Source organism: Saccharopolyspora oryzae (assembly GCF_027853915.1).
In the GTDB taxonomy this organism is placed as follows: Bacteria; Actinomycetota; Actinomycetes; order Mycobacteriales; family Pseudonocardiaceae; genus Saccharopolyspora; species Saccharopolyspora oryzae.
The window spans coordinates 54,714-74,596 of record NZ_JAQGLA010000030.1; the positions used below are offsets into that span (position 1 = coordinate 54,714).

16 protein-coding genes are annotated in these 19,883 nt (G+C 71.0%); 5 read left to right on the plus strand and 11 right to left on the minus strand.

Annotated features, from left to right (window positions below; all coding sequences use genetic code 11):
* The first annotated feature begins 45 nt into the window (after positions 1–45).
* Positions 46–1,032 carry a neutral zinc metallopeptidase gene (locus OU415_RS19290; protein WP_270950267.1) on the plus strand — a complete coding sequence of 329 codons (987 nt, stop codon included), beginning with the start codon at positions 46–48 and terminating at the stop codon, positions 1,030–1,032.
* 22 nt (positions 1,033–1,054) lie between these two features.
* On the opposite strand, the gene OU415_RS19295 is transcribed toward OU415_RS19290, so the two are convergent.
* Positions 1,055–1,483, minus strand: a complete 429-nt coding sequence (locus OU415_RS19295; RefSeq protein WP_270950268.1) for a hypothetical protein — start codon at positions 1,481–1,483, stop codon at positions 1,055–1,057.
* 70 nt (positions 1,484–1,553) lie between these two features.
* Positions 1,554–2,549 carry a potassium channel family protein gene (locus OU415_RS19300; protein ID WP_408641872.1) on the minus strand — a complete coding sequence of 332 codons (996 nt, stop codon included), beginning with the start codon at positions 2,547–2,549 and terminating at the stop codon, positions 1,554–1,556.
* Between the two features lie 265 nt (positions 2,550–2,814).
* Here OU415_RS19300 and OU415_RS19305 point away from each other — a divergent pair, with 265 nt between their 5' ends.
* Positions 2,815–3,342, plus strand: a complete 528-nt coding sequence (locus OU415_RS19305; protein ID WP_270950270.1) for a hypothetical protein — start codon at positions 2,815–2,817, stop codon at positions 3,340–3,342.
* 148 nt (positions 3,343–3,490) lie between these two features.
* Here OU415_RS19305 and OU415_RS19310 read toward each other — a convergent pair whose 3' ends face one another.
* The 3 genes from OU415_RS19310 to OU415_RS19320 form a co-directional block, all read right to left on the minus strand.
* Positions 3,491–4,099: a hypothetical protein gene (locus tag OU415_RS19310; RefSeq protein WP_270950271.1), complete on the minus strand. Its 609-nt coding sequence runs from the start codon at positions 4,097–4,099 to the stop codon at positions 3,491–3,493.
* Positions 4,100–4,207: 108 nt separating this feature from the next.
* Positions 4,208–7,456 carry an ATP-dependent helicase gene (locus OU415_RS19315; protein ID WP_270950286.1) on the minus strand — a complete coding sequence of 1,083 codons (3,249 nt, stop codon included), beginning with the start codon at positions 7,454–7,456 and terminating at the stop codon, positions 4,208–4,210.
* Positions 7,457–7,658: 202 nt separating this feature from the next.
* Complete coding sequence (locus OU415_RS19320) at positions 7,659–10,829, minus strand: ATP-dependent helicase (protein ID WP_270950272.1); 3,171 nt, start codon at positions 10,827–10,829, stop codon at positions 7,659–7,661.
* 352 nt (positions 10,830–11,181) lie between these two features.
* Between OU415_RS19320 and OU415_RS19325 the strand changes: the two genes are divergently transcribed.
* Both OU415_RS19325 and OU415_RS19330 read left to right on the plus strand, forming a co-directional pair.
* The gene (locus OU415_RS19325) at positions 11,182–12,168 is read left to right on the plus strand and encodes a chitinase (protein WP_270950273.1); all 987 of its coding nucleotides are present in this window, start codon (positions 11,182–11,184) and stop codon (positions 12,166–12,168) included.
* Positions 12,169–12,406: 238 nt separating this feature from the next.
* Positions 12,407–12,694, plus strand: coding sequence for an MGMT family protein (locus OU415_RS19330; protein WP_270950274.1), 288 nt, complete (start codon positions 12,407–12,409; stop codon positions 12,692–12,694).
* Here the strand turns inward: OU415_RS19330 and OU415_RS19335 are convergent.
* The gene (locus OU415_RS19335; protein WP_270950275.1) at positions 12,676–14,133 is read right to left on the minus strand and encodes an amidase; all 1,458 of its coding nucleotides are present in this window, start codon (positions 14,131–14,133) and stop codon (positions 12,676–12,678) included. The two genes, OU415_RS19330 and OU415_RS19335, sit on opposite strands and share 19 nt — an antisense overlap.
* A gap of 114 nt (positions 14,134–14,247) precedes the next feature.
* On the opposite strand from OU415_RS19335, the gene OU415_RS19340 reads away from it, so the two are divergent.
* Entirely contained in the window at positions 14,248–14,841 is a 594-nt protein-coding gene (locus OU415_RS19340) for a TetR/AcrR family transcriptional regulator (RefSeq protein ID WP_270950276.1), read from the plus strand.
* A 20-nt stretch (positions 14,842–14,861) separates the two neighbouring features.
* Here the strand turns inward: OU415_RS19340 and OU415_RS19345 are convergent, their stop codons facing one another.
* The 5 genes from OU415_RS19345 to OU415_RS19365 form a co-directional block, all read right to left on the minus strand.
* A complete protein-coding gene (locus OU415_RS19345) occupies positions 14,862–15,695 on the minus strand; it encodes a uroporphyrinogen-III synthase (protein ID WP_270950277.1) in 834 nt (277 codons plus the stop codon).
* Between the two features lie 41 nt (positions 15,696–15,736).
* A complete protein-coding gene (locus OU415_RS19350; RefSeq protein ID WP_270950278.1) occupies positions 15,737–16,534 on the minus strand; it encodes a TIGR02569 family protein in 798 nt (265 codons plus the stop codon).
* A gap of 167 nt (positions 16,535–16,701) precedes the next feature.
* Positions 16,702–17,874 carry an adenylyltransferase/sulfurtransferase MoeZ gene (gene moeZ / locus OU415_RS19355; RefSeq protein WP_270950279.1) on the minus strand — a complete coding sequence of 391 codons (1,173 nt, stop codon included), beginning with the start codon at positions 17,872–17,874 and terminating at the stop codon, positions 16,702–16,704.
* Positions 17,875–18,293: 419 nt separating this feature from the next.
* A complete protein-coding gene (locus tag OU415_RS19360; RefSeq protein ID WP_270950280.1) occupies positions 18,294–19,289 on the minus strand; it encodes a DUF3152 domain-containing protein in 996 nt (331 codons plus the stop codon).
* A 172-nt stretch (positions 19,290–19,461) separates the two neighbouring features.
* The coding region (locus OU415_RS19365) for an alpha/beta fold hydrolase (RefSeq protein WP_270950281.1) at positions 19,462–19,883 on the minus strand (422 nt) is incomplete at its 5' end.

The window sequence follows — 19,883 nt, forward strand, 5'->3', positions numbered from 1 at the left end:
CCGTTCCCACCGCAGGGCGCCGCTCCGGGCCCGCAGATGCCACCGATGCCGCCCATGCGGCCGCCGCAGCGCAAGAGCAACGCCGGGGTCATCGTCGCGCTGGTGCTGGTCGGCGTGACGTTGTTCAGCATCACCATGATCGGCGCAGTCGCCGCCGCGATCACCTCGGACAGCGCTTCGGACTACAGCAGCTCGAGCAGCAGCGAGGCCACGACGTCCGAGGAGAGCACGTCCAGCACGACCTCGAGCTCGAGCAGCAGCGAGACCACGACCTCGAGCAGCACTTCGGAGAGCAGCACCTACGAGCCGGAGGACCAGGTCCGGCCGGTGTCGCGGCTGGGCGACCACCCGATCAACATCCCGAGCAACGGCGCGGTGAACACCTCCTGCAACCTGCCGTCCTTCGACACCGACGTGCAGTCGCAGGACCGCTTCTACCAGGCCGCGCTGCCCTGCCTGATGGAGGCGTGGACCCCGCTGCTGGAGGACGCGAACCTGCCGGTCCGGATGCCGCAGGTGATCACCAGCGGTGACGACTTCGAAACTCCTTGTGGCACGCGGAAGTGGGACCAGACCGCGATGTACTGCCCGGGCAGCCACACGATCTACATGACCGCGCGGTACTACTCCGAGAAGGAGCAGCGCACCGATGCCGGCGCGTACCTCGGCCAGTTCGCGCACGAATTCGGGCACGCGGTGCAGGGCATGGCCGGGATCAACGCCGCCTACGGCGACGCCTCTTACGACGCGGGCGGCGGCGACACCGCGGCCGGTCTGGAGCTGACCCGCCGTTCGGAGCTGCAGGCGACCTGCTTCGAGGGCATGTCGCTGGCCGCGCTGCAGAACGGCGGGGTCAGCAACGACTACATCTTCCCGGCGCTGCAGGACTCCCGCGAACGCGGCGACGAGTACAACGCGCAACGCGACCACGGCACCATGAAGACCAACCAGGCGTGGATCGACCAGGGCTTCTACAAGAACGAGGTCGCCCAGTGCAACACCTGGCTGGCCGACCCGTCCGATGTGAACTGAACCGGGCGGACCAGTTTCGGGATCAGCGGCGGCCGAGCATCAAGCCGTAGCCGCCGCCCGCTACGCAGGCGAGGGTGAGCAGGATCCAGTGAGCCCGCTCCGCGAGTTCGTCGAGCGGTGAACCGTTCGCCGTGGCCGGGCGCACGACGACGTTCCCGGTCGCATCGGCCGGGACCAGCACCGGGAACTTCTGGCCGCGGCTGTGCCCGCAGCCGTCGAACGGGACTCGGCGGACTTCACCGCCGATCTCGACCTCGACCAGATCGCCCGCCGCCTGCACGCCGCACGGACGCGATTCGACGACGGTCGCCGTCGCCGGGCGCAGCTGCGCGCGTTCGCGATCAGCTGCCACCACCAGCGGCCACACGACCGCTCCCGCCAGGGCCGCGCAGAGCAGCCCCAGGACAAACAGGGTCGACGCGACCGACGCCGAACCTCGTCGCCTTCGCACGACTCCGATATTGCCAGGACTTCCGGCGGTGACCGCGGGTCGTCGCGGAATCACCGGTCGCAGCGGGAGATCACGGCTCCGCCGGGGTCACCTTCTTCACGTACAGCAGGCGGTCACCGGACTCGATGGCGTCGGCTTCCGGCGCGTCCACGCGGTACAGGTGCCCGTCGCGGACCACGCCGAGCACGATGTCGGACAGGTGCCGCGGCGAACCGCCGACCTCCTGCTCCTCCACCTCCCGCTCGGCGATCGCCAAACCGGCGTCCGGGGTGAGCAGGTCCTCGAACATCTCCACCACGGACGGCGTGGACGTCGCCATGCCGAGCAGCCGCCCCGCCGTTTCGCTGGAGACCACCGCGGAGTCCGCACCGGACTGCCGCAGCAGGTGGACGTTCTCGGCTTCCCGCACCGCCGCGACGATCTGCGCCTTCGGTGCCAGCTCTCGCGCGGTAAGGGTGACCAGCACCGCCGTGTCGTCGCGAGCCGGGGCCACCACGATGGCCCGCGCGCGCGTCGCACCGGCCACCCGCAGCACGTCCGAGCGGGTGCCGGAGCCGTTGACGGTGACCAGCCCCTGCGCGGAGGCCGCCTCGAGCGCGGTGTGGTTGGTGTCGACCACCACGATGCGGCCGGGGTCGGCGCCTTCGCCGAGCAGCGCGGTGACCGCGGACCGGCCCTTGGTTCCGTATCCGATGACGACCACGTGGTCGCGCACCTTGGACCTCCAGCGTTGGATCTTGAACGCCTGTCGCGAGCGCTCGGTGAGCACTTCCAGTGTGGTACCGACCAGCACGATCAGGAACAGCACCCGCAGCGGGGTGATGACCACCACGTTCACCAGCCGCGCCGTATCGCTGACCGGCGTGATGTCGCCGTACCCGGTGGTGGACAGCGTCACCGTGGCGTAGTAGATGGCGTCGAGCAGGCTGAGCCCGTCGCCCGCGTTGTTGTCCTGGTAGCCGTCGCGGTCCAGGTAGACCAGCAGCACCGTGGCCGCCAGGGCGAGCAGGGCGCCGATGATGCGGCGGGTGATCGAGCGGACCGGGCTGATCGTGCTGCCCGGCATCCGGATCACGCCGACCAGGGCGTGGTCCGGCAAGCTGGTCAGCTCTTCCTTGTCCGCCGACCCGCCCAGGAACGGGTGCGCCAGCGCCTTGGCCCTGCTCCGCATCATGAACAGTGCTCCCCGACTTCGCGACCACTCACGGCGCAGAACAGTAACCCCGGGCACGAGCCCGGTGCGGAGCGGCACCCCGGCGCGGATAACGACTTCTGATCCGAAGCGGAAGACCAGGCCCCGTTTCCCGGGTTGGGCGTTCTACGATGCAGAAGTGCAGCAGCTCCAGCACGCGGCCCGCGCCCTGGGTTGGGACGGCCAGCTGATCCCGGACGTGGAGGTCCTCGGCGCGAAGTTCGCCGCCGTGGTGCGCATCCGCCAGGACGTCCACCAGTGGCGCAGTCGCAACGGCTGGGCGCCCGAGCTCAACCCGGCCTGGTTCCGCTCCTGGTCCGAGCCGACCACGCACGATCACGTGCCGGTCCCCGCGGTGGACCTGCTCGGCGCTCTGGTCCCGGTGGCCCATCCGCGCTTCGCGCTGCGCGCGTGCGGAACGCTCTTGACGTTGGCGCCGTGCGCGGTGGTGCTCCCGTCGAACCAGCCGTACCGCCCGCTGCGCATGCTCGAGCTCGACTACTACGGGGTGGGCGCGGTCAACGCGGCGCCCGGCGGCCCGGCCGAGCTGGTGATCCCGCCGGAGGACCGGACCGCGGAGTTCGGTTCGTCCCTCTTCGGCCGCTGGCTCCTGGAAGTCCTCTACTCCCGGCTCCTCGAACTCCCCCAGCTGACCGAGAACGCCTGACACAAGCTCGTGAGCGCTTTGGGGTGCTATAGCCCCACAAAGTGCTCACGAACCCCGATGCCAGCCGCAGCGCGATTTCGGCGGTGAGCAGCTACCGCGAGGCATGGCCGGCACCGCCACGCAAAAGGACCACCGGAGACAGAATCGATCAGGCCAGGACGTACTCGTGCCAGTTGAGGCCTTCTGGGTTCCAGCGCATTCCGTGGCCTTCCTTCAGCATTCGGAGGGCCTGCATCGTGTGGGGCCAGCGGCGGATCGCATTGGCCAGGGCGACCGGGGTCATCAGGTCGGCCGTGCGGCGGTGCTCACCTGGTCCGAGGAGGGCGACTCCGCCGGGTGTGGAGATGATGTCGGTGAGCGCGGTCTGACCGGACAGGGCGGTCTGCTCGACGCTGAGGATGGTGTGCGGCTGCAGTTCTTCCGGCCAGGCGCGGCGGTCGATGTCCATGGCCACCGGCTGGTCGCAGGAGCCGCACTCGCACTGGAACTCGCTGGCCCAGCCGTGCTGCTTCCACGACCACACGGCGGCCGCACCGGTGTCCAGGTCGGACAGCGCGGCGACGTGCGGCCACGCGCCGACGACGGCGCTGAGCAGCGTCTTCTTCGACGGGCGCGGGGATTGGCCCGGGCCGTCGAAGGACCAGGTGCCGGCGTCGTCGCGGTGCACCCGCACCAGCGGCGCGCGCATCGCGAGCACCTCGGCGTCCACGTGCACTTCGGATTCCGGTGGGGCGCTGAGCTTCCAGTGCGTGTTCATCGCGGGCATCCTGTTCCGCCGCGCGGCGGCATCTCAAGCTCCGCCACCCGAACGTGTTACCGCCGCTTGCATCACAGCGCGCTCGGTGGTCCGGGAATCCGGGAAGGTTCACCCCGCTTCGGGAACGGCGGTGATGAGGTTCCGGATGCCGTCGGCGTCGAGGAGGTCGGCCGGGCGCAGGGTGTGGTCGTGGCGGACGTAGTGGAACGCCGCGCGGACCTTCTCCAGCGGCGTGCGGGACAGCTCCGCCCACGCCAGCCGGTAGGCCGCCAGCTGCACCGACAGCGCGGGCACCTTGTCGCCGCCGGGCACCGCGCCGGTCTTCCAGTCCACCACCGTCCAGCCGCCGTCGGGGTCGCGGAACACCGCGTCCATCCGGCCGCGCAGGACGATTCCCTCGACCTGGGTCTCGAACGGCACCTCGACGCGGTGCGGGGTGCGGTCGGCCCACGTGCCGGCCAGGAACGCCTGCTGCAGTTCGGCCAGGTCCTCCTGCATCGGCGCGGATTCGTCGGCCGCGCCGGGCAGTTCGTCGATGTCCAGCAGCGCGGACGAGGTGAAGCGGTGCTCCAGCCAGGCGTGGAAGGCGGTGCCGCGCCGGGTCATCGGGTTCGGCGGGAACGGCAGCGGACGGCGCAGCCGGCGCGCCAGGCCTTCGGTGTCCCCGGCCAGTTCGACGAGTTGGCTCACCGAGAGGTGTTCCGGCAGCCGGACTTGCTCCCGCCGCTGCGCTGCCGCCGCCCGCTCGGCGAGCAGAACTTCGACGTCCCGGGCCCAGCCCTCCTCGTCGTCGTCCTCCTCGGACTCCAACGAGTCCACATCGGACAGTGCGGCGCGCACCAGCTCCGCGCCTTCGGCGACCGCTTCGCGGCGCGGGCCCAGCGGATCGATCGGCCATTCCACGCTGCGCACCGATTCGGCCAGCGGGTTCGGCGCGTCCTCCGCGGGCTGCGGCGCCACCTGGTCGAGCACCCCGACGTTGGAGCCGTTCAGCACCGCTGCCAGCTCCTGCAGGAAGATCGACGGCCCTTTCGGCCGGTCACCGTTCTCGCCCCACCAGTGCCCGGAGAGCAGCAGCGTCCGCTCCGAGCGCGTGACCGCGACGTAGAGCAGGCGGCGCTCCTCGGCGATCCGCCGCTCCTCGAACTCCTCGTCGTGGATGCCCAGCGCTTCGGTGATCTCCTTGCGGTCCATCCCGGACAGCCGGTCGACGTCCAGCACCGGCAGGTCCTGCGCGTCGCCGCGCAGCTCGGCGGGCAGCGAGGTGACCGAGCGGAGCCAGGACGACGACTTGCGCTTGCCGGGGAAGACGTCGTTGACCAGGTGCGGAACGGCGACCACCTGCCATTCCAGGCCTTTCGCCGCGTGCACGGTCAGCACCTGGACGCGGTCTTCGGCGACCTCGACCTCGCCCGGTTCCAACCCGTCCTCGGCGCGCTCGGCGGCGGAGAGGTAGTCCAGCAGGGAGGACAGGGTGGCCGACGGGCTGGTCATGGCGAAGGAGGTGACCACGTCGGCGAAGGCGTCCAGGTGGATCCGGCCCGGGCCCACCGATCGCGCGAGGCTCTCGATGTCCAGCAGCAGGGTCCGCTCGACGTCGGCGACCAGCTCGGGCAGCGGCTGGTCGAGACGTCGCCGCAGGTTGGCGAGTTCGGTACCGAGCTTGCGGATCCGCTGGTAGCCGGCCGCGGAGTAGCGCGCGGCGTCGCCGGGGTCGTCGAGGGCGTCGACGAGTCCGGCCTGCTCGGCGTTCTCCCCCGGCAGCGCAGCGGTGACCATTGCGGACGGATCGTCGGACTCCGGTTCCTTGAACGCCTGCGCACCGAGTTCGCGCGCCCGCTCCCACAGCGCGGCGATGTCGGCGGCGCCGATGCGCCAGCGCGAACCGGTCAGCAGCCGCATCGCGGCCGTTCCGGCCAGCGGGTCGACCAGCGTGCGCAGCGCGCTGACCAGGTCCCGCACCTCCGCTTCGTCGAGCAGCCCGCCGAGGCCGACGACCTCCACCGGCAGTCCGCGTTCGCGCAGCACAGCGGCGATGTCGGCCATGTCCGCGCGCCGCCGCACCAGCACCGCGGCGGTCGGGGGCGAGCCGCCCTCGTCCAGCGCGGCGTGCCACTGCGCGGCGATCTGGTCGGCGACCCAGTCGAGCTCTTCTCGGACGTGCTCGGTCAGGGCGAGCCGGATGTCGCCGGGTTCCGCGCCTTCCCGGGGGCGCAGCTCGTCCACTTCGAGCCCGATCCGGCGCAGCGGTTCGGACACCGCGTTGGCGACTTCCAGGACTTCCGCGGGATTGCGGAAGCTGGTCAGCAGCCCGTAGCGGCTGGCCGGTGCCGGGCGCCCGCCGTCGGTGCGCGGGAAGTCGGTGGTGAAGCGCGGGAGGTTCGCCGCGCTCGCGCCGCGCCAGCCGTAGATCGCCTGCGCCGGGTCGCCGACCGAGGTGACCGGCAGCTGGTCGCCCTGCCCGAACAGCGATCGCAGCAGCACCCGCTGCGCGTGCCCGGTGTCCTGGTACTCGTCGAGCAGCACGGCGCCGTAGCGGGCCCGCTCGCCTTCGACGACCTCGGGATGTTCGGCGGCCAGCAGCGCGGCGAGCGACATCTGGTCGGCGAAGTCCATCGCGCCTTCCCGCCGCTTGCTCTGCGCGTACTCCTCGACCAGCGGCAGCAGCGCGATCCGCAGCTGCTGCGCGGCGACGACCTTCATCAGGTCCTGCGGCAAGTTCGCGCGCTGCCCCTTCGCCCGCGGCGCGTTCTCGATGACCTGGCACAGCTTCTCGGCGTGGTCGCGCAGATCGCGCGGACTCACCAGGTGCTCGGCGAGCTCCCCCGCCAGCGCCAGGACGTAACCGGTCACAGTGGACGGAACCTTGTCGGTGTCCAGGTCCTCGGTCCAGGTCGCGACCACGCGGTGCGCGAGCTGCCACGAAGCCGTCTCGCTCAGCAGCCGCGCGCCCGGCTCGACCGGCACCCGCAGCCCGTGCTCGCCGACGATCCGCCCGGCGTAGGCGTGGTAGGTCAGCACCGTCGGGTCTTCGGTGAGCACGGTGGACCGCAGCTGTCCGCTCGGGTCGACTTCGTCCAGCAGCCCCGATCCGGCGAGCCGGCGCAACCGCGCGCGCACCCGGTCGGCGAGCTGCCGCGCAGCTTTCCGGGTGAAGGTCAGACCGAGGATGCGCTCGGGCGTGACCAGCTGGTTCGCCACCAGCCAGACCACCCGCGCGGCCATGGTCTCGGTCTTGCCCGCGCCGGCACCCGCGACGACCAGCGCCGGTTCGGCGGGCGCGGCGATGACGGCGGCCTGCTCCGGTGTCGGCGGGTGCAGTCCGAGCGCCTGCGCGATCCGATGTGGACTGACCATCGCCCGCTCGCTCACCTGCACACCCCCACTGCTCCGTCCCGCGCAATTTCCATTGAAATCGAACCTTCGATTTCAATGGAAATTGCGGACCTCCGGTGTGTCGGGACACGACACGCCGGGACCTGCGGACGGAGGCACGCGAATTCAATGGAAATCGGACGTCCGATTTCCATTGAATTTGCGTTGCCCCGGGGCCGCTCGGTCATTGGGCGACCTGCCTACCTTCCGGTTGGACCGGGCAGCAGGTCCGGGCCGGGCAGCGGGAGCAGTCGGCGTTCTCCGTGGCCACGAAGGCCGGGCCGAGGCTGTCGGCCGCCGCCGTGTGCACCACGTCGAGCCACACCTTGATCCGCTCGTCGTCCAACGCCTCCTGGGTCCGCTCGGTGGCCGCACCCTTGCGGTCGGACTTCGCCACGTAGAGCAGCCGGGCCCCGCCCGGGGCGTCGTGCTCGCCGAAGGCGCCCAACGCGGCGGCGAGCTGGTACACCGCCAGCTGCGGGTGTTCCTCGGCATCGCCCTTGCTGACCGGGTTCTTGCCGGTCTTGACGTCCACGACGACCGGACGTCCTTCGCCGTCGGCTTCGAGCCGGTCGACCCGACCCCGCAGCCGCAGCCACGGACCGCCGGGGCGGGCCGGGACCGTGACGTCGAGGTCCTTCTCCACCCCGACCTGGGTGAGTTCGGCCCGCGACTGCACCAGCCAGTTCACGAAGGCGTCGAGCATGTTCTCCACGCGCTTGCGCTCCTTGCGGGAGAACCACGGCGCACCGGCGTCCACCGAGTCCCACGCTTCGTCGAGCGCTTTGTGCAACTGCTTGGTGTCCGCGCCTTCCGCGGCGGCCTGGACCAGCGCGTGCACCAGGGTTCCGGTGAGCGCGGCGAGTTCCGCGGTGTCCTGGCCGCCGTGCCGCTCCACCATCCAGCGCAGCGGGCACTTGGCCAGGATTTCCACAGTGGACGGAGACACGCGCACCGGTTCGTCGCCGGTCACCAGCGGTTCGGCCGTGGAGCTCTCCGGCAGCCCGTACCAGCTCTCCGGGCTGGCGCCCGGCACGTCCTCCGCCGCCAGCCGCGCCAGCTGCTTCGCCGCGCGTCGGCGCCGCTCCGGCAGCGCCTCCGGGTCGCACACGACCCGCCGCAGCTCGCCGACCAGGTCGGCCAGCGCCAAACCGCGTTCCGGCCGGGCGATCGGCCGCTCGACCGCGTCCGGATCGCTGTCCACGCCTTCGAGCTCGTCCAGGAACCGCGACGGCTGGTCGTCCTCCCCCCGCACCGCGCTGACCAGCAGGTTCCGCCGCGCCCGGCTGGCGGCGACCCGCAGCAGCCGGCGCTCCTCGGCCAGCAGCGGCGCGGTGGCCGACACCCGCTCGGAGTCCATCCCGGCCAGCACGTCGACCAACCGCTCCACCCCGAGCAGCGATCCGCGCAACCGCAGGTCAGGCCAGATCCCCTCCTGGATGCCGGGAATCGCCACGACTTCCCACTCCTGCCCGCTCGCGGCGTGCGCGGTGAGCACTTGGACGGCGTTGTCACGGGGCGCGGTCGGTGCGAGCGAGCTGCCCGCGATCTGCTGGCTGGTCAGGTAGTCGGCGAAACCGGCGGCGTCGGCACCCGGCAACCGGTCGACGTACTGGGCGGCCGCGTCGAACAGCGACACGATGGCGTCCAGGTCTCGGTCGGCCTGGGCACCGACGACGCCGTGCCGTTCGGACTGCGCCACCCAGCGCTTCTCCAGACCGCTGGCCTTCCAGACCCGCCACAGCGTTTCTTCGACGCTGTGCCCGGCGGACACCGATTCGGCGGCCTTGCGCAGCAGGCCCGCGACCTTCCGGGCCGGCTCCGCCGCAGAGGCCTCGAGCGCGGCGAGCTGGTCGTCGTCCTGCAGGACTTCCACCAGCAGTTCACCGCTGGGCCGGCCACCACCTGAGGCCAGCTCCAGGCGCCGGAGTCCGCGCCGCAACCGCCGCAGCGCCAACGGATCGGCGCCACCGAGCGGCGAGGCCAGCAGCTCGGCCGCGGAATCCGGATCGAGCGCCTGCGGGCGCGCCGCGCAGCGCAGCAGTGTCAACAGTGGACGGACCGCGTTCCGCTGCGCCAGCGGGATGTCGTCCACCGGGAGCGCGATCGGCACGCTCGCGGCGAGCAGGGCGCGGCGCAGCACCGGCAGCGACAGACCGGTCGAGCGCACCACGACCGCCATCTGCGACCACGGGATCTCATCGATCAGGTGCGCCCGGCGCAGCTGGTCGGCGACCCAGGTCGCCTCCTGCGCCTCGGTGGCCAGCAGCCGCACCTGCACCGAACCGTCGCGCTCGTCCTCGGGCTCGACCAGCTTGCGCTGCGGCCCCGAACCGGGCAGCCGCTCGGCCAGCCGCTGCACCGCTTCGCGGACCGCTTTGGACATCCGGTGGTCGATGGTCAGCACCTCGGTGCTGCTGCCGTCCGGATCGGAGTCCAGCAGGCAGCGCGGGTCGGCGCCGCGGAACGAGTACACGGCCTGGTCGGGGTCTCCGGCCAGCACGAACTCGGTGGCGGTGTCGCCGAGCCGCCTGATCAACCAGTACTGCTGCGGGTCCAGGTGCTGGGCGTCGTCGACGAACACGTAGCGCACGCGGTCCTGCTCGGCGGCGAGCAGCTTCGGATCGGTGTCGAAGGCCAGCAGCGCCGAACCGACCAGCTCGGCGGCGTCCAGCGCGGGAGCCTGCGAACCACCGGCGCCGCGCAGCAACGTGACCCGCTCGTACTGCCGCGCGAACTTGCCGGCGGCGATCCACTCGGGACGGCCGTGCTGACGTCCGAGCGCCGCCAGCCGCTCCGGACCGACACCGCGCTCCGCGGCGCGCAGCAGGAGGTCGCGCAGTTCTTCGGCGAAGCCGGGCACGGTCAGCGCCGGGCGCAGCGGTTCCGGCCAGTCCTCCGCGCCGATCTCCACGTCACCGGCCAGCAGGTCGCGGATCAGCGCGTCCTGGTCCGGGCCGTTGAGCAGCTGCGGCGGCGGCAGCTCGTCGCGCGCCGCCTGCAGGCGCAGCACCGCGAAGGCGTAGGAGTGGACGGTCCGGACCAGCGGTTCGGGCGCGGTGCGCAGCTCGGTCGACGAGCCGGTGAGCAGCCGGGTGATCTCGGTGCGCATCCAGGACGCGGCGCGGCGGCTCCCGGTCAGGACCAGGACGTTCTCCGGCGACACCTCGCGGTTGCGGATCCGGTCGGCGGCCAGCTCCGCGATGAGCGTGCTCTTGCCGGTCCCGGGGCCGCCGAGCACGCGCAGGAAGCCGAAGGTGTGCGCCAGCGCGCGCTGCCCGGCCGCGTCCCAAGTGGTGCGCCGCCGAGCTGGTTCAGCACGGCGCACGAGCACGGGCGCGGTCGGGGATGGCACCCGTCGATGGAACCACGCGTCGGCGACAAGGTCGCGAAGGGCTCGCGGTTCGCCGGCCCGATCCCGCCGCAGGTGGGGCGGTCGATCAAGGGTCTCCGCGTACCCGGTTCCGGGACGGTGCTGAACCGCCGCGCCCCTCCCCCACGTGTATTCGTGCGAGCCCGGTTCACCTGCGTTTTCCACGGAAACATCGCGCGCGTTTAACGCCAATTGAATGTGAATTCAAGACCACCTTTTGGTGGTACAAACCAATTTTTTCCTCTGGCATGGTTTCGGATCAACACGGGTTCCCCGCCCGTGACCTGCGAAATCTCTCCCCCGAGCCCCATTCCGCTCCCCGAAGGAGGAAATCGTGAGCAAGGTCCGCAAGAGCCTGCTTACCGGTGCGGCGGCGGCAGCGGCGCTGACCCTCGGCGCCGTTCCCGCGCTCAGCGCTGAAGCCACCGACGCCCGCCCCGAGGCCGCCTCCCCGGCCGCCGCCTCGCCCTACCTCTACAACGGCTGGGGCAACCCGCCCGCGGTCGGCGAGGTGATGAGCGCCACCGGCATCAAGGACTTCACGCTGGCGTTCATCCTCTCCGACGGCACCTGCAACCCCGCCTGGGACGGCAACCGCCCGCTCGACGGGCCGGAGAAGGCCGTCATCGACGAGGTCCGTGCCGGTGGCGGCGACGTCATCCCGTCCATCGGCGGCTGGGCGGGCAACAAGCTCGGCGAGGCCTGCCAGGACGCGCAGTCGCTGGCCGGCGCCTACCAGAAGCTGATCGACGCCTACGGGCTGAAGGCCATCGACATCGACATCGAGGCCACCGAGTTCGACACCCCGGAGGTGCAGGACCGGGTCCTGGAGGCGCTGAAGACCGTCAAGGAGGCCAACCCCGGCCTGCAGACGGTGATCACCTTCCCGACGCTGATCGACGGCCCGAACGACTCGGGCAAGCGGCTGATCGGCAAGGCCGCGGAGATCGGCGCGAACGTCGACGTGTGGACGCAGATGCCGTTCAACTTCGGCGGCACCGACATGGCGGCCGACACCATCACCTCCACCGAGGCGCTGAAGGAGCAGCTCAAGACCGCCTTCGGCTACACCGACGAGGAGGCGTACTCGCACGCCGGCATCTCGTCGATGAACGGCAAGACCGACACCGGCGAGACCGTCACCCCGGCCGATTACCAGAAGATGGCCGACTACGCCAAGGAGAAGAACCTCGGCCGGTTCACCTTCTGGTCGCTCAACCGGGACCGCTCCTGCGAGGGAGGCGGCGGCGCCGACGCCTGCAGCGGCATCGACCAGCAGCCGTGGGAGTTCACCAAGATCGTCGCCGGGTTCCAGGGCTGAGCCCGAGCGAACGGCCCGTTCGCCACTCCCACCGGGACGAACGGGCCGTTCGCCGCACCGGCCACAGCCGCCCCGTACGACTCAGCGCAGTGCGCCTTTTTCATCCTGTCTAGCCTGCGACCGCGAAGCACGACCGGCACCGCGCGACGAGGGCGCTGAGGTTCCGCCACCCGCACCGCCACGCAAAACGAGGATGGAAAACCTCAGCCGGACGGTGCTGTGCGGTAGCTTCGGATTCGTGAACGAGGAGACCGTGGAGCAGGTGCGGGCGATCGTGGCATCGATCCCGCCCGGGTCGGTGCTCTCCTACGGCGACATCGCCGAGATCGCGGGACTGCGCTCGGCGCGCATCGTGGGCCGCATCCTCGCCGAGGACAGCGCCGACCTGCCGTGGCACCGGGTCCTGCGTTCCAACGGCACGGTCGCCGAACACCTCCAGCACCGCCAGCTGGAACTCCTCCGCGCCGAAGGCGTCCTCGCCGACGGGGCCCGCATCAACATGCGCCGCTACCGCTGGGGCGCCTGAGAAATCGGGTTTCCCGCCCACACCGCGGGAATTCGGCCCGCCCACGGACTTGCCTGCTCGAGCTGTCCGGCGAGGCGGAAGAGCCGGCCTTCGAGCCCGTAACCGGCGGCGAACTGCATGCCGATCGGCAGCCCCGTCTCGACGTCGGCCGTCACCGGCACGGACATGGCGGGCATGCCGGTGACGTTGAACGCCGCGGTGAACGGCGAGAGGTCGAAGAGGCGGCGGATCCAACCGAGGCCGTCCAACGCCTCCGCGCCCTCGGCGTGGGTGCCCAAAGGCACGGGCAGCTCCGGCACGGTCGGGGTGAGCAGCAGGTCGTGGGCGTCGAAGTAGCTCGCCATGCTCCGGGAAATCCGGTTCCGGACCTCGAGGGCGGTGACGAACTCGGTGCCGCTGACCCGCTTTCCGAAGTGGTAGCTGGCGAGCACGGGCGCCTCGAGGGTCGAGGAGTCGATGGGCCGGTCGAAGGCGGCCGCCAGCTCGTCGATCGAGGCCGCGAGGTTCGCCGTCCACTGACGGGCGCTGGCCAGGACGAATTCCTCCCAATCGACCCCGAGGTCGACCTCGACCTCCGCCACGTGGTGGCCGAGGGATTCGAGCAGGCGCACGGTGCGGGAGAGGGCGTCGGCCACCGGTGCAGCAGTGCGGTGCCCGCCCCATGCGTGGGTGAGGACGCCGATCCGCAGCGATCCCGGCGGGCGGGTGACTTCCTCCGCGTACGGCCGGGACGGTTCCTGCGCGAAGTAGGGGTCACCCGGTTCCGGGCCGCGGATCTGGTCGAGCAGCACCGCGCTGTCGCGGACCGTGCGGCTGACGCTGCCTTGCACGGCCAGTCCGTTGAAGACTTCGTCGAAGTCGGGGCCCGCGGAGACCCGGCCGCGGGTGGGCTTCAACCCGAAAAGACCGTTGTGGGCGGCAGGAACTCGGATCGAGCCGACGGCATCGGTGGCGTGGGCGATCGGGACCACCCCGGCGGCGACCGCCGCGCCCGCACCCCCGCTGGACCCACCCGCGCTGCGCGCCAGGTCCCACGGGTTGCGGGTCGCGCCGTGCAGCACTGGCTCCGTCGTGTTGCTGTAAGCCATCTCCGGTGTCGAGGTGCGCCCGAAGGTCACCAGACCAGCACGGCGGAAGCGGCGCATCAAGGCGGAGTCCGCGGCAGCGACGTTGCCGGCCGCGAGCCGACTGCCCAGCTCCATCCGCCTCCCGGCCATCGAGACCCCGATGTCCTTGATCAAGAACGGGACCCCGGCCAACCTGCCGGAGCCGAGCCCGCGGTCGGTCGGCCAGGTCTCCACGATGGCGTTGATCTGCGGATCGACCGCCCGCGTGGCCTCGCGAGCGGCTTCCTCCAGCTCGGCGGCCGACACCTCACCCGCGGCCACCAGCTCCGCGAGCCCGACCGCGTCGAAGTCCACGTACTCGGCAACTCTCACCGTCACTCCCAGTCGAGACCATCAAGTATCGGACGATACCAATCGGTATCACATGGAACGAGCTGGTACCGTAGCAGCGGACGAGCAGCCCGCCAACCGCCACGGAGCAGTCACATGGCATCGACCGCCAGCAGGCCGGGCAGGGTGGCGAAACTGCCACCCCGCGAGCGCATCCTCGACGCGGCGGAAGAGCTCTTCCAGGACGAGGGGATCCAGCGGGTCAGCGTCCAGGCGATCGCCGAACGGGCCGAGACCACCAAGATGGCGATCTACCGGCACTTCGAGACCAAGGACGCGCTGGTCGCGGAGTGGCTGCGGATCGTCGCCGCCGACTACCAGGCCGCCTTCGACCGGGCCGAGACCGACCACCCCGACCGACCCCGGGAGCAGATCCTCGCCCTGGCCCGCTTCATCGTCGAGGGTTTGCCGGCGATCTCGCACCGCGGCTGCTCGTTCATCAACTCCATCGCCGAGCTGCCCGACCGCTCCCACCCCGCACGGCAGGTGATCGAGGAGCACAAGGCCCGCCAGACCCGCAGGCTGACCGGCATGTGCGCCGCGGCGGAACTGCCCGATCCCGAGCAGGCCGCCGCCGAGATCACCTTCCTGCTGGAAGGCGCGCAGGTCAGCGCGCAGAACGGAAGCATCGACCAGGCCGGGGATCGACTGATGAGAGCAGTCGAGCGGATCATCGATCAGCCCCGCTGACCGCCGCCCGGACCATCCACTTAGGACGATCGGGGTGCGCGCTCCGGGAGTTCGTCGGCCACGAGGCGGACCAGGGCGGCCGTGCGGGAGCGCTCCGGCATCGCGTGCGGCAGTCCCGCCGCCGCGATCGGCGCCGCCGTCACCGGTCCGACGCAAGCGATGAAAACCCCGTCCCGCAAGGCTTTCCGCAGTTCCTCGCCCCGGCCGGTGCGGTCCGCGCGGGCCAGGAAGTTGGTCGCCGCCGGCGCGCTGGTGAACGGCAGCGCGTCCACCTCGCCACGCAGGACCGCGTCGATCAGGGCGTCCAGCGCGTCCAAGTCCACCGGGTCCGTCCAGCGGTAGACCGTCACCGGCACCACCTCGGCGCCCGCCTCGCGCAACGCGGCGCGGAACGAGAGCATCGGATCACCGTGCACCTGCAGCACGATCCGCTTGCCCGCGAGGTCCCGTTCGAGCAGGTGCGCCAGCACCTCGCCGGACTCCTCCGACGGCGAGGTGTAGGACTCCACCAGGCCGGAACCCCGCACCGCACCACGGGCTTTCGCGCCCCGCGCCAGCACTTCGGCCGAACGCAGGTGTTCCAGCAACCGCTCACCGGCGCCGGCCTGCTCAGCAGCTTCGAACCAGCCCCGGAACCCGACCCCGGTGATCGCCACGACGTAGTCGACCGGCCCGGCCAGCACCGCCTCGGTCGCCGCGGCCAGTTCGCCGTCCTCGGGCAGCGGCACCGTGTGCATCGCCGCGCCGAACAGCACCCGCGCTCCCCGCCGGGTGAACAGCGCCCCGATCTCCTCGGCCTTGCGCTCGGCCGTCACGCCCACCGTGAAACCGCGCAGCGGCTGGTCCTCGCTCACAGCCCCATCCTCACACCCGAACGGTCCAGCGGTGAAGGCGACTAGAGCACTTCGAGGACCATCTGCGAAGCGCGCTCCAGACCGGTCAGGGTCTGCGCGGACGAGCGCGGGTGCAGCGCGTGCACCGCCAAGCGGAACAGCAACGCGCGCAGCAGCGCCTGCGGCCAGTCGGTCAGGTGCGACCAGCGCTCCACGATCGCCGCGTCCGCGCCGCCCCAGGCCAGCGCGTCGATCACCACGACCGCCGCCGCCCACTCCGCGGGCCGCCAGTACGGGTTGAAGTCGATGATGCCGGGCGCCGCGTCGTCGGTGAACAGCACGTTCCCGAACAGGTCGCCGTGCACCACCTGCGGTCCCAGCTGCACCTCGCGCCGCGAACCGGCGAGCACGTCGTAGAGCCGGCCGCCCTTCTCCTCGGGCAGCGAGTACTCCACCTCGCCCCAAGCCATCCGGTCGGCAAGCGCGTAGATGTCCTGGCGCGCCTCCAAGAACCGCGGCCGGGCCAGGAATCGGCTGGCCGCGTGCAGGCGCAGCGACATGGCCACCACGTCGTCGTGCCGCGGCTCCGCCCGCCCGTCGATGTTCCGGCTGGCCGACCACCCGGACACCACCCAGCGGCCGTCGGTGGACCGCACCGGGCGGGACACCCGGACCTCGTCCGGTTCGAGCAGGTCGAGGGTCTGCGCGACCCAAGCGGCCTCGGCGGTGTTCGCGGCGGGCTTCAGCACGATGTCCCCGCACCGCCAGGCGACTGCGCCCTCCAGCGACTCGGGATCTTCGACGCGCGCACCGAATGCCGCGCGCACGTGCGGCGGTGGCGGCTCCGGCGTAGGACTCACGAGCCAGACGCTACAACGATGATCGCCAAATCCGCAGCAGGCACTCCGAACCCCGCGAATACATCACGCCGAAAACTGTCTCCGGTGGTCCTTCTGCGCGGCGGCGCAGAACGACAGCGGGCCGACGAGCGCCGGAGCGCCCGTCGGCCCGCTGTCGTCGCAGTGGATCAGTAGGTCGGGAGGCTGGGGTCGACCTCGTTGGCCCAGCCCAGCACGCCGCCGCCGACGTGGACCGCGTCCGCGAAGCCCGCCTTGTGCAGCGCGGCCAGCGCTTCCGCCGAACGGGCGCCGGACTTGCAGTGCAGGACGATCTTGCGGTCCTGCGGCAGCTCCGCGAGCGCCTCGCCGGAGAGGATCCGGTCCTTCGGGATCAGCTTCGAGCCCTCGATCTTGACGATCTCGTACTCGTGCGGCTCCCGGACGTCGATCAGCTCGAACTTCTCGCCGTTGTCGAACATCGACTTCAGCTCGCCCGGGGTGATCGTGCTCTTCGCAGCGGCTTCCTGCGCGTCGGAGGAGACCACGCCGCAGAACGCCTCGTAGTCGATCAGCTCGGTGATCGGCGTGGCGTTGGGGTCCTTGCGGATCTTGACGGTGCGGTAGTTCATCTCCAGCGCGTCGTAGATCATCAGGCGCCCGAGCAGCGTCTCACCGATACCGGTGATCAGCTTGATCGCCTCGTTGACCATGATCGAGCCGATGGAGGCGCACAGCACGCCGAGCACACCGCCCTCGGCGCACGACGGCACCATGCCGGGCGGCGGCGGCTCGGGGTACAGGTCGCGGTAGTTCGGACCGTACTGGTCCCAGAACACGCTGGCCTGGCCCTCGAAGCGGAAGATCGAGCCCCACACGTACGGCTTGCCCGCCAGCACCGCGGCGTCGTTGACCAGGTACCGGGTGGCGAAGTTGTCCGTGCCGTCCAGGATCAGGTCGTAGTCGCGGAAGATGTCGAGGGCGTTGTCCGAGCTCAGGTGCACCTGGTGCAGGTTCACCTTGACGAACGGGTTGACCTCGGCGATCGAGTCGCGCGCGGACTCGGCCTTCGGCCGCCCGAGGTCGGACTGCCCGTGGATGACCTGGCGGTGCAGGTTGGACTCGTCGACCTCGTCGAACTCGACGATGCCGAGCGTGCCCACCCCGGCCGCGGCCAGGTACAGCAGCGCCGGGCTGCCCAGGCCACCGGCGCCGACCACCAGCACCTTGGCGTTCTTCAGCCGCTTCTGCCCGTCCATCCCGACGTCCGGGATGATCAGGTGGCGGCTGTAGCGCGCGACCTCTTCCTTGGTCAGCTCAGCCGCCGGTTCGACCAGCGGCGGCAGCGACGTTGCGCCGGACATTCCCAGCTCCTCCTCAATGGTCGGCACCACCTGCGCACGAGCACGCGGACGGCACCTCAAGCGTCCCCGGAAGCGCCCGAACGGGGCCTCACGGAATCTGCAACGCAAGACTCCCCGATGCCCTTCCGCAACCCAAACTACTCCCACACTCCGAGACGCAACCCGCCCGAAAACCGCGTTCGTTAGGGCGGTAGACCGCACCACGACGCTTGACCGGCCCCGGACAGTGCTGTCGTATGCGTCGAAGGCGCATAACCCACCCTCGCAACTTGCACCGCCGCGGGTTCTCAGCGTTCGCCTGGCGAGGACGGCCAAGCCGCCGTGTATTGGCATACATAAGGCTGGGCACCCGCAGACCAGGCGGGCGCTGAGGTTCCGCCACCCGCACCGCCACGCAAAACGAGAGCTTCAGACAAGTTCTACCCGGTCGGGAAGGGCCAGGCGTTCGGCTTGCAGACGAATCCGTCTGCTGGGATCTGGGTGCCCTGGTCGGCGATCTTGTTCAGCTCGTGCAGCTCGTTGTTCGAGACGCTGAAGCTCTGCTGCATCATCACCGGCGCCAGGCCGCCCTGCGTCGGGCAGCCGACGTGCTTGTTGCCGAAGACGTGCCCGACCTCGTGGTTGATCGCGTAGCGGCGGTAGTCGCCGATGTCGCCCTGGAACGACACCGCGCCGCGCACCCAGCGGGCCGCGTTGAGGTAGACCATCTCGCCCTTGCGGCACGAGCTGTCGTAGGGCACGCCGTTGCTGTAGTCGCAGGCCTCGCGCGCGGTCTGCTGGCTGACCAGGATCACCCGGAAGTCGGGGCTCTCGCCGCCCGCGTCGACCCGCTGCAGCGAGATCGGCCCGTCCCCGGTGGCGCCCTGCGGGTTGGTCCAGCTGCGCGGGTCGGACAGCGTCGTCTGCACCAGGTTGCCGAAGTCGGCGTTGGGGTCGGCCAGTTCCACGCCGACCTCGACCTCGACGGTGTAGCGGTACAGCTGCCCATGGCCGATCACGGGCGAGCTGCCGGGCAGCACCTGGAAGGTGCGCGCGCCGGTCTCCGGGATCTTGCCGCCCGGCGGGAGGTCGGCGGAGAACAGGTTCGGGTCGAACTTCTGCCCCGGGGCGGCCTCGGTGACGACCGGCTGCTCCGGGGTGTCCGAACCGGTCCCGGCCTGGTCGGTGGTGGCGCCGCCGTCGGTGGGTCGCACGGTCTGGAACACCGCGAGCGCGCTGATCACGACCAGCAGCGGCACGGCGTAGACCCGCCAGCCGTACCGGGACACCACTCCGGCGCGCTTCTTCCGGCGCGGTCGCGGGCGCGGCTCGTCCTCGAACTCCTCGGCGTCGTCGACGATCTCGGGTTCGGACGGCTCGGCGGTCGGGTTCCAGGACGCCGCCAGCGGCTCCCCCCGCTTCTCGGCCGCGTTCACTCTCGCGCGAGCACGACCTGCCGGTCGGCGGTCGTTCGCGGATTGACGAGGTCGCTGCGGCGGGCGGGTCACGCACATTAGCGTGCCACAGCCCATCCGGCACCCCAGGTCACACCGGCCACTGCGGGTGACCGGGGGGACGACGCCCACCCGGACCGGCCCAATCCGATCATCACCAGTTGTCCGACTCCACCAGGCCGAGCACCGCCCGCGCGACGATCCGTGGCCGCTCCATCTGCGCTACATGACCCGTTCGTGGTAGTACGAGCAGCTTTCCGCGTGGAATCAGCAGCGCGGTGCGCGGCGCCTTCCGGACCGAGACGACCCGGTCTTGCGCACCCCACACCACGAGCGTCGGCGCGCCGATCTCCGGCAGCAGCCGCCACAACGAGCGCGCCGGCGGCACCAGCCAGGAACGCAGCAGCTCCACCGTGGTCCGCCCCAGCGCCGGTCCGGCCCAGGGCAGTCCGTCGCGCTCCTCGAACTCCGCGACCGCCTCGGACAACAAGCTCCGGGTGCGGGCGGCGATCGGCGCGCTGTACGAGTTCGTGGCGGGCGAGGACCAGGCGTTCCGGCTGGTGTTCGAGTCCGACC

What these genes read in the sequence shown, in the direction of transcription:
- OU415_RS19290 (WP_270950267.1), top strand. Translation starts at nt 46, where the DNA reads ATGCCGCCCATGCGGCCGCCGCAGCGCAAGAGCAACGCCGGGGTCATC.
- OU415_RS19300 (WP_408641872.1), bottom strand. Translation starts at nt 2,549, where the DNA reads ATGCCGGGCAGCACGATCAGCCCGGTCCGCTCGATCACCCGCCGCATC.
- OU415_RS19310 (WP_270950271.1), bottom strand. Translation starts at nt 4,099, where the DNA reads ATGAACACGCACTGGAAGCTCAGCGCCCCACCGGAATCCGAAGTGCAC.
- OU415_RS19315 (WP_270950286.1), bottom strand. Translation starts at nt 7,456, where the DNA reads ATGGTCAGTCCACATCGGATCGCGCAGGCGCTCGGACTGCACCCGCCG.
- OU415_RS19340 (WP_270950276.1), top strand. Translation starts at nt 14,248, where the DNA reads ATGGCATCGACCGCCAGCAGGCCGGGCAGGGTGGCGAAACTGCCACCC.
- moeZ (WP_270950279.1), bottom strand. Translation starts at nt 17,874, where the DNA reads ATGTCCGGCGCAACGTCGCTGCCGCCGCTGGTCGAACCGGCGGCTGAG.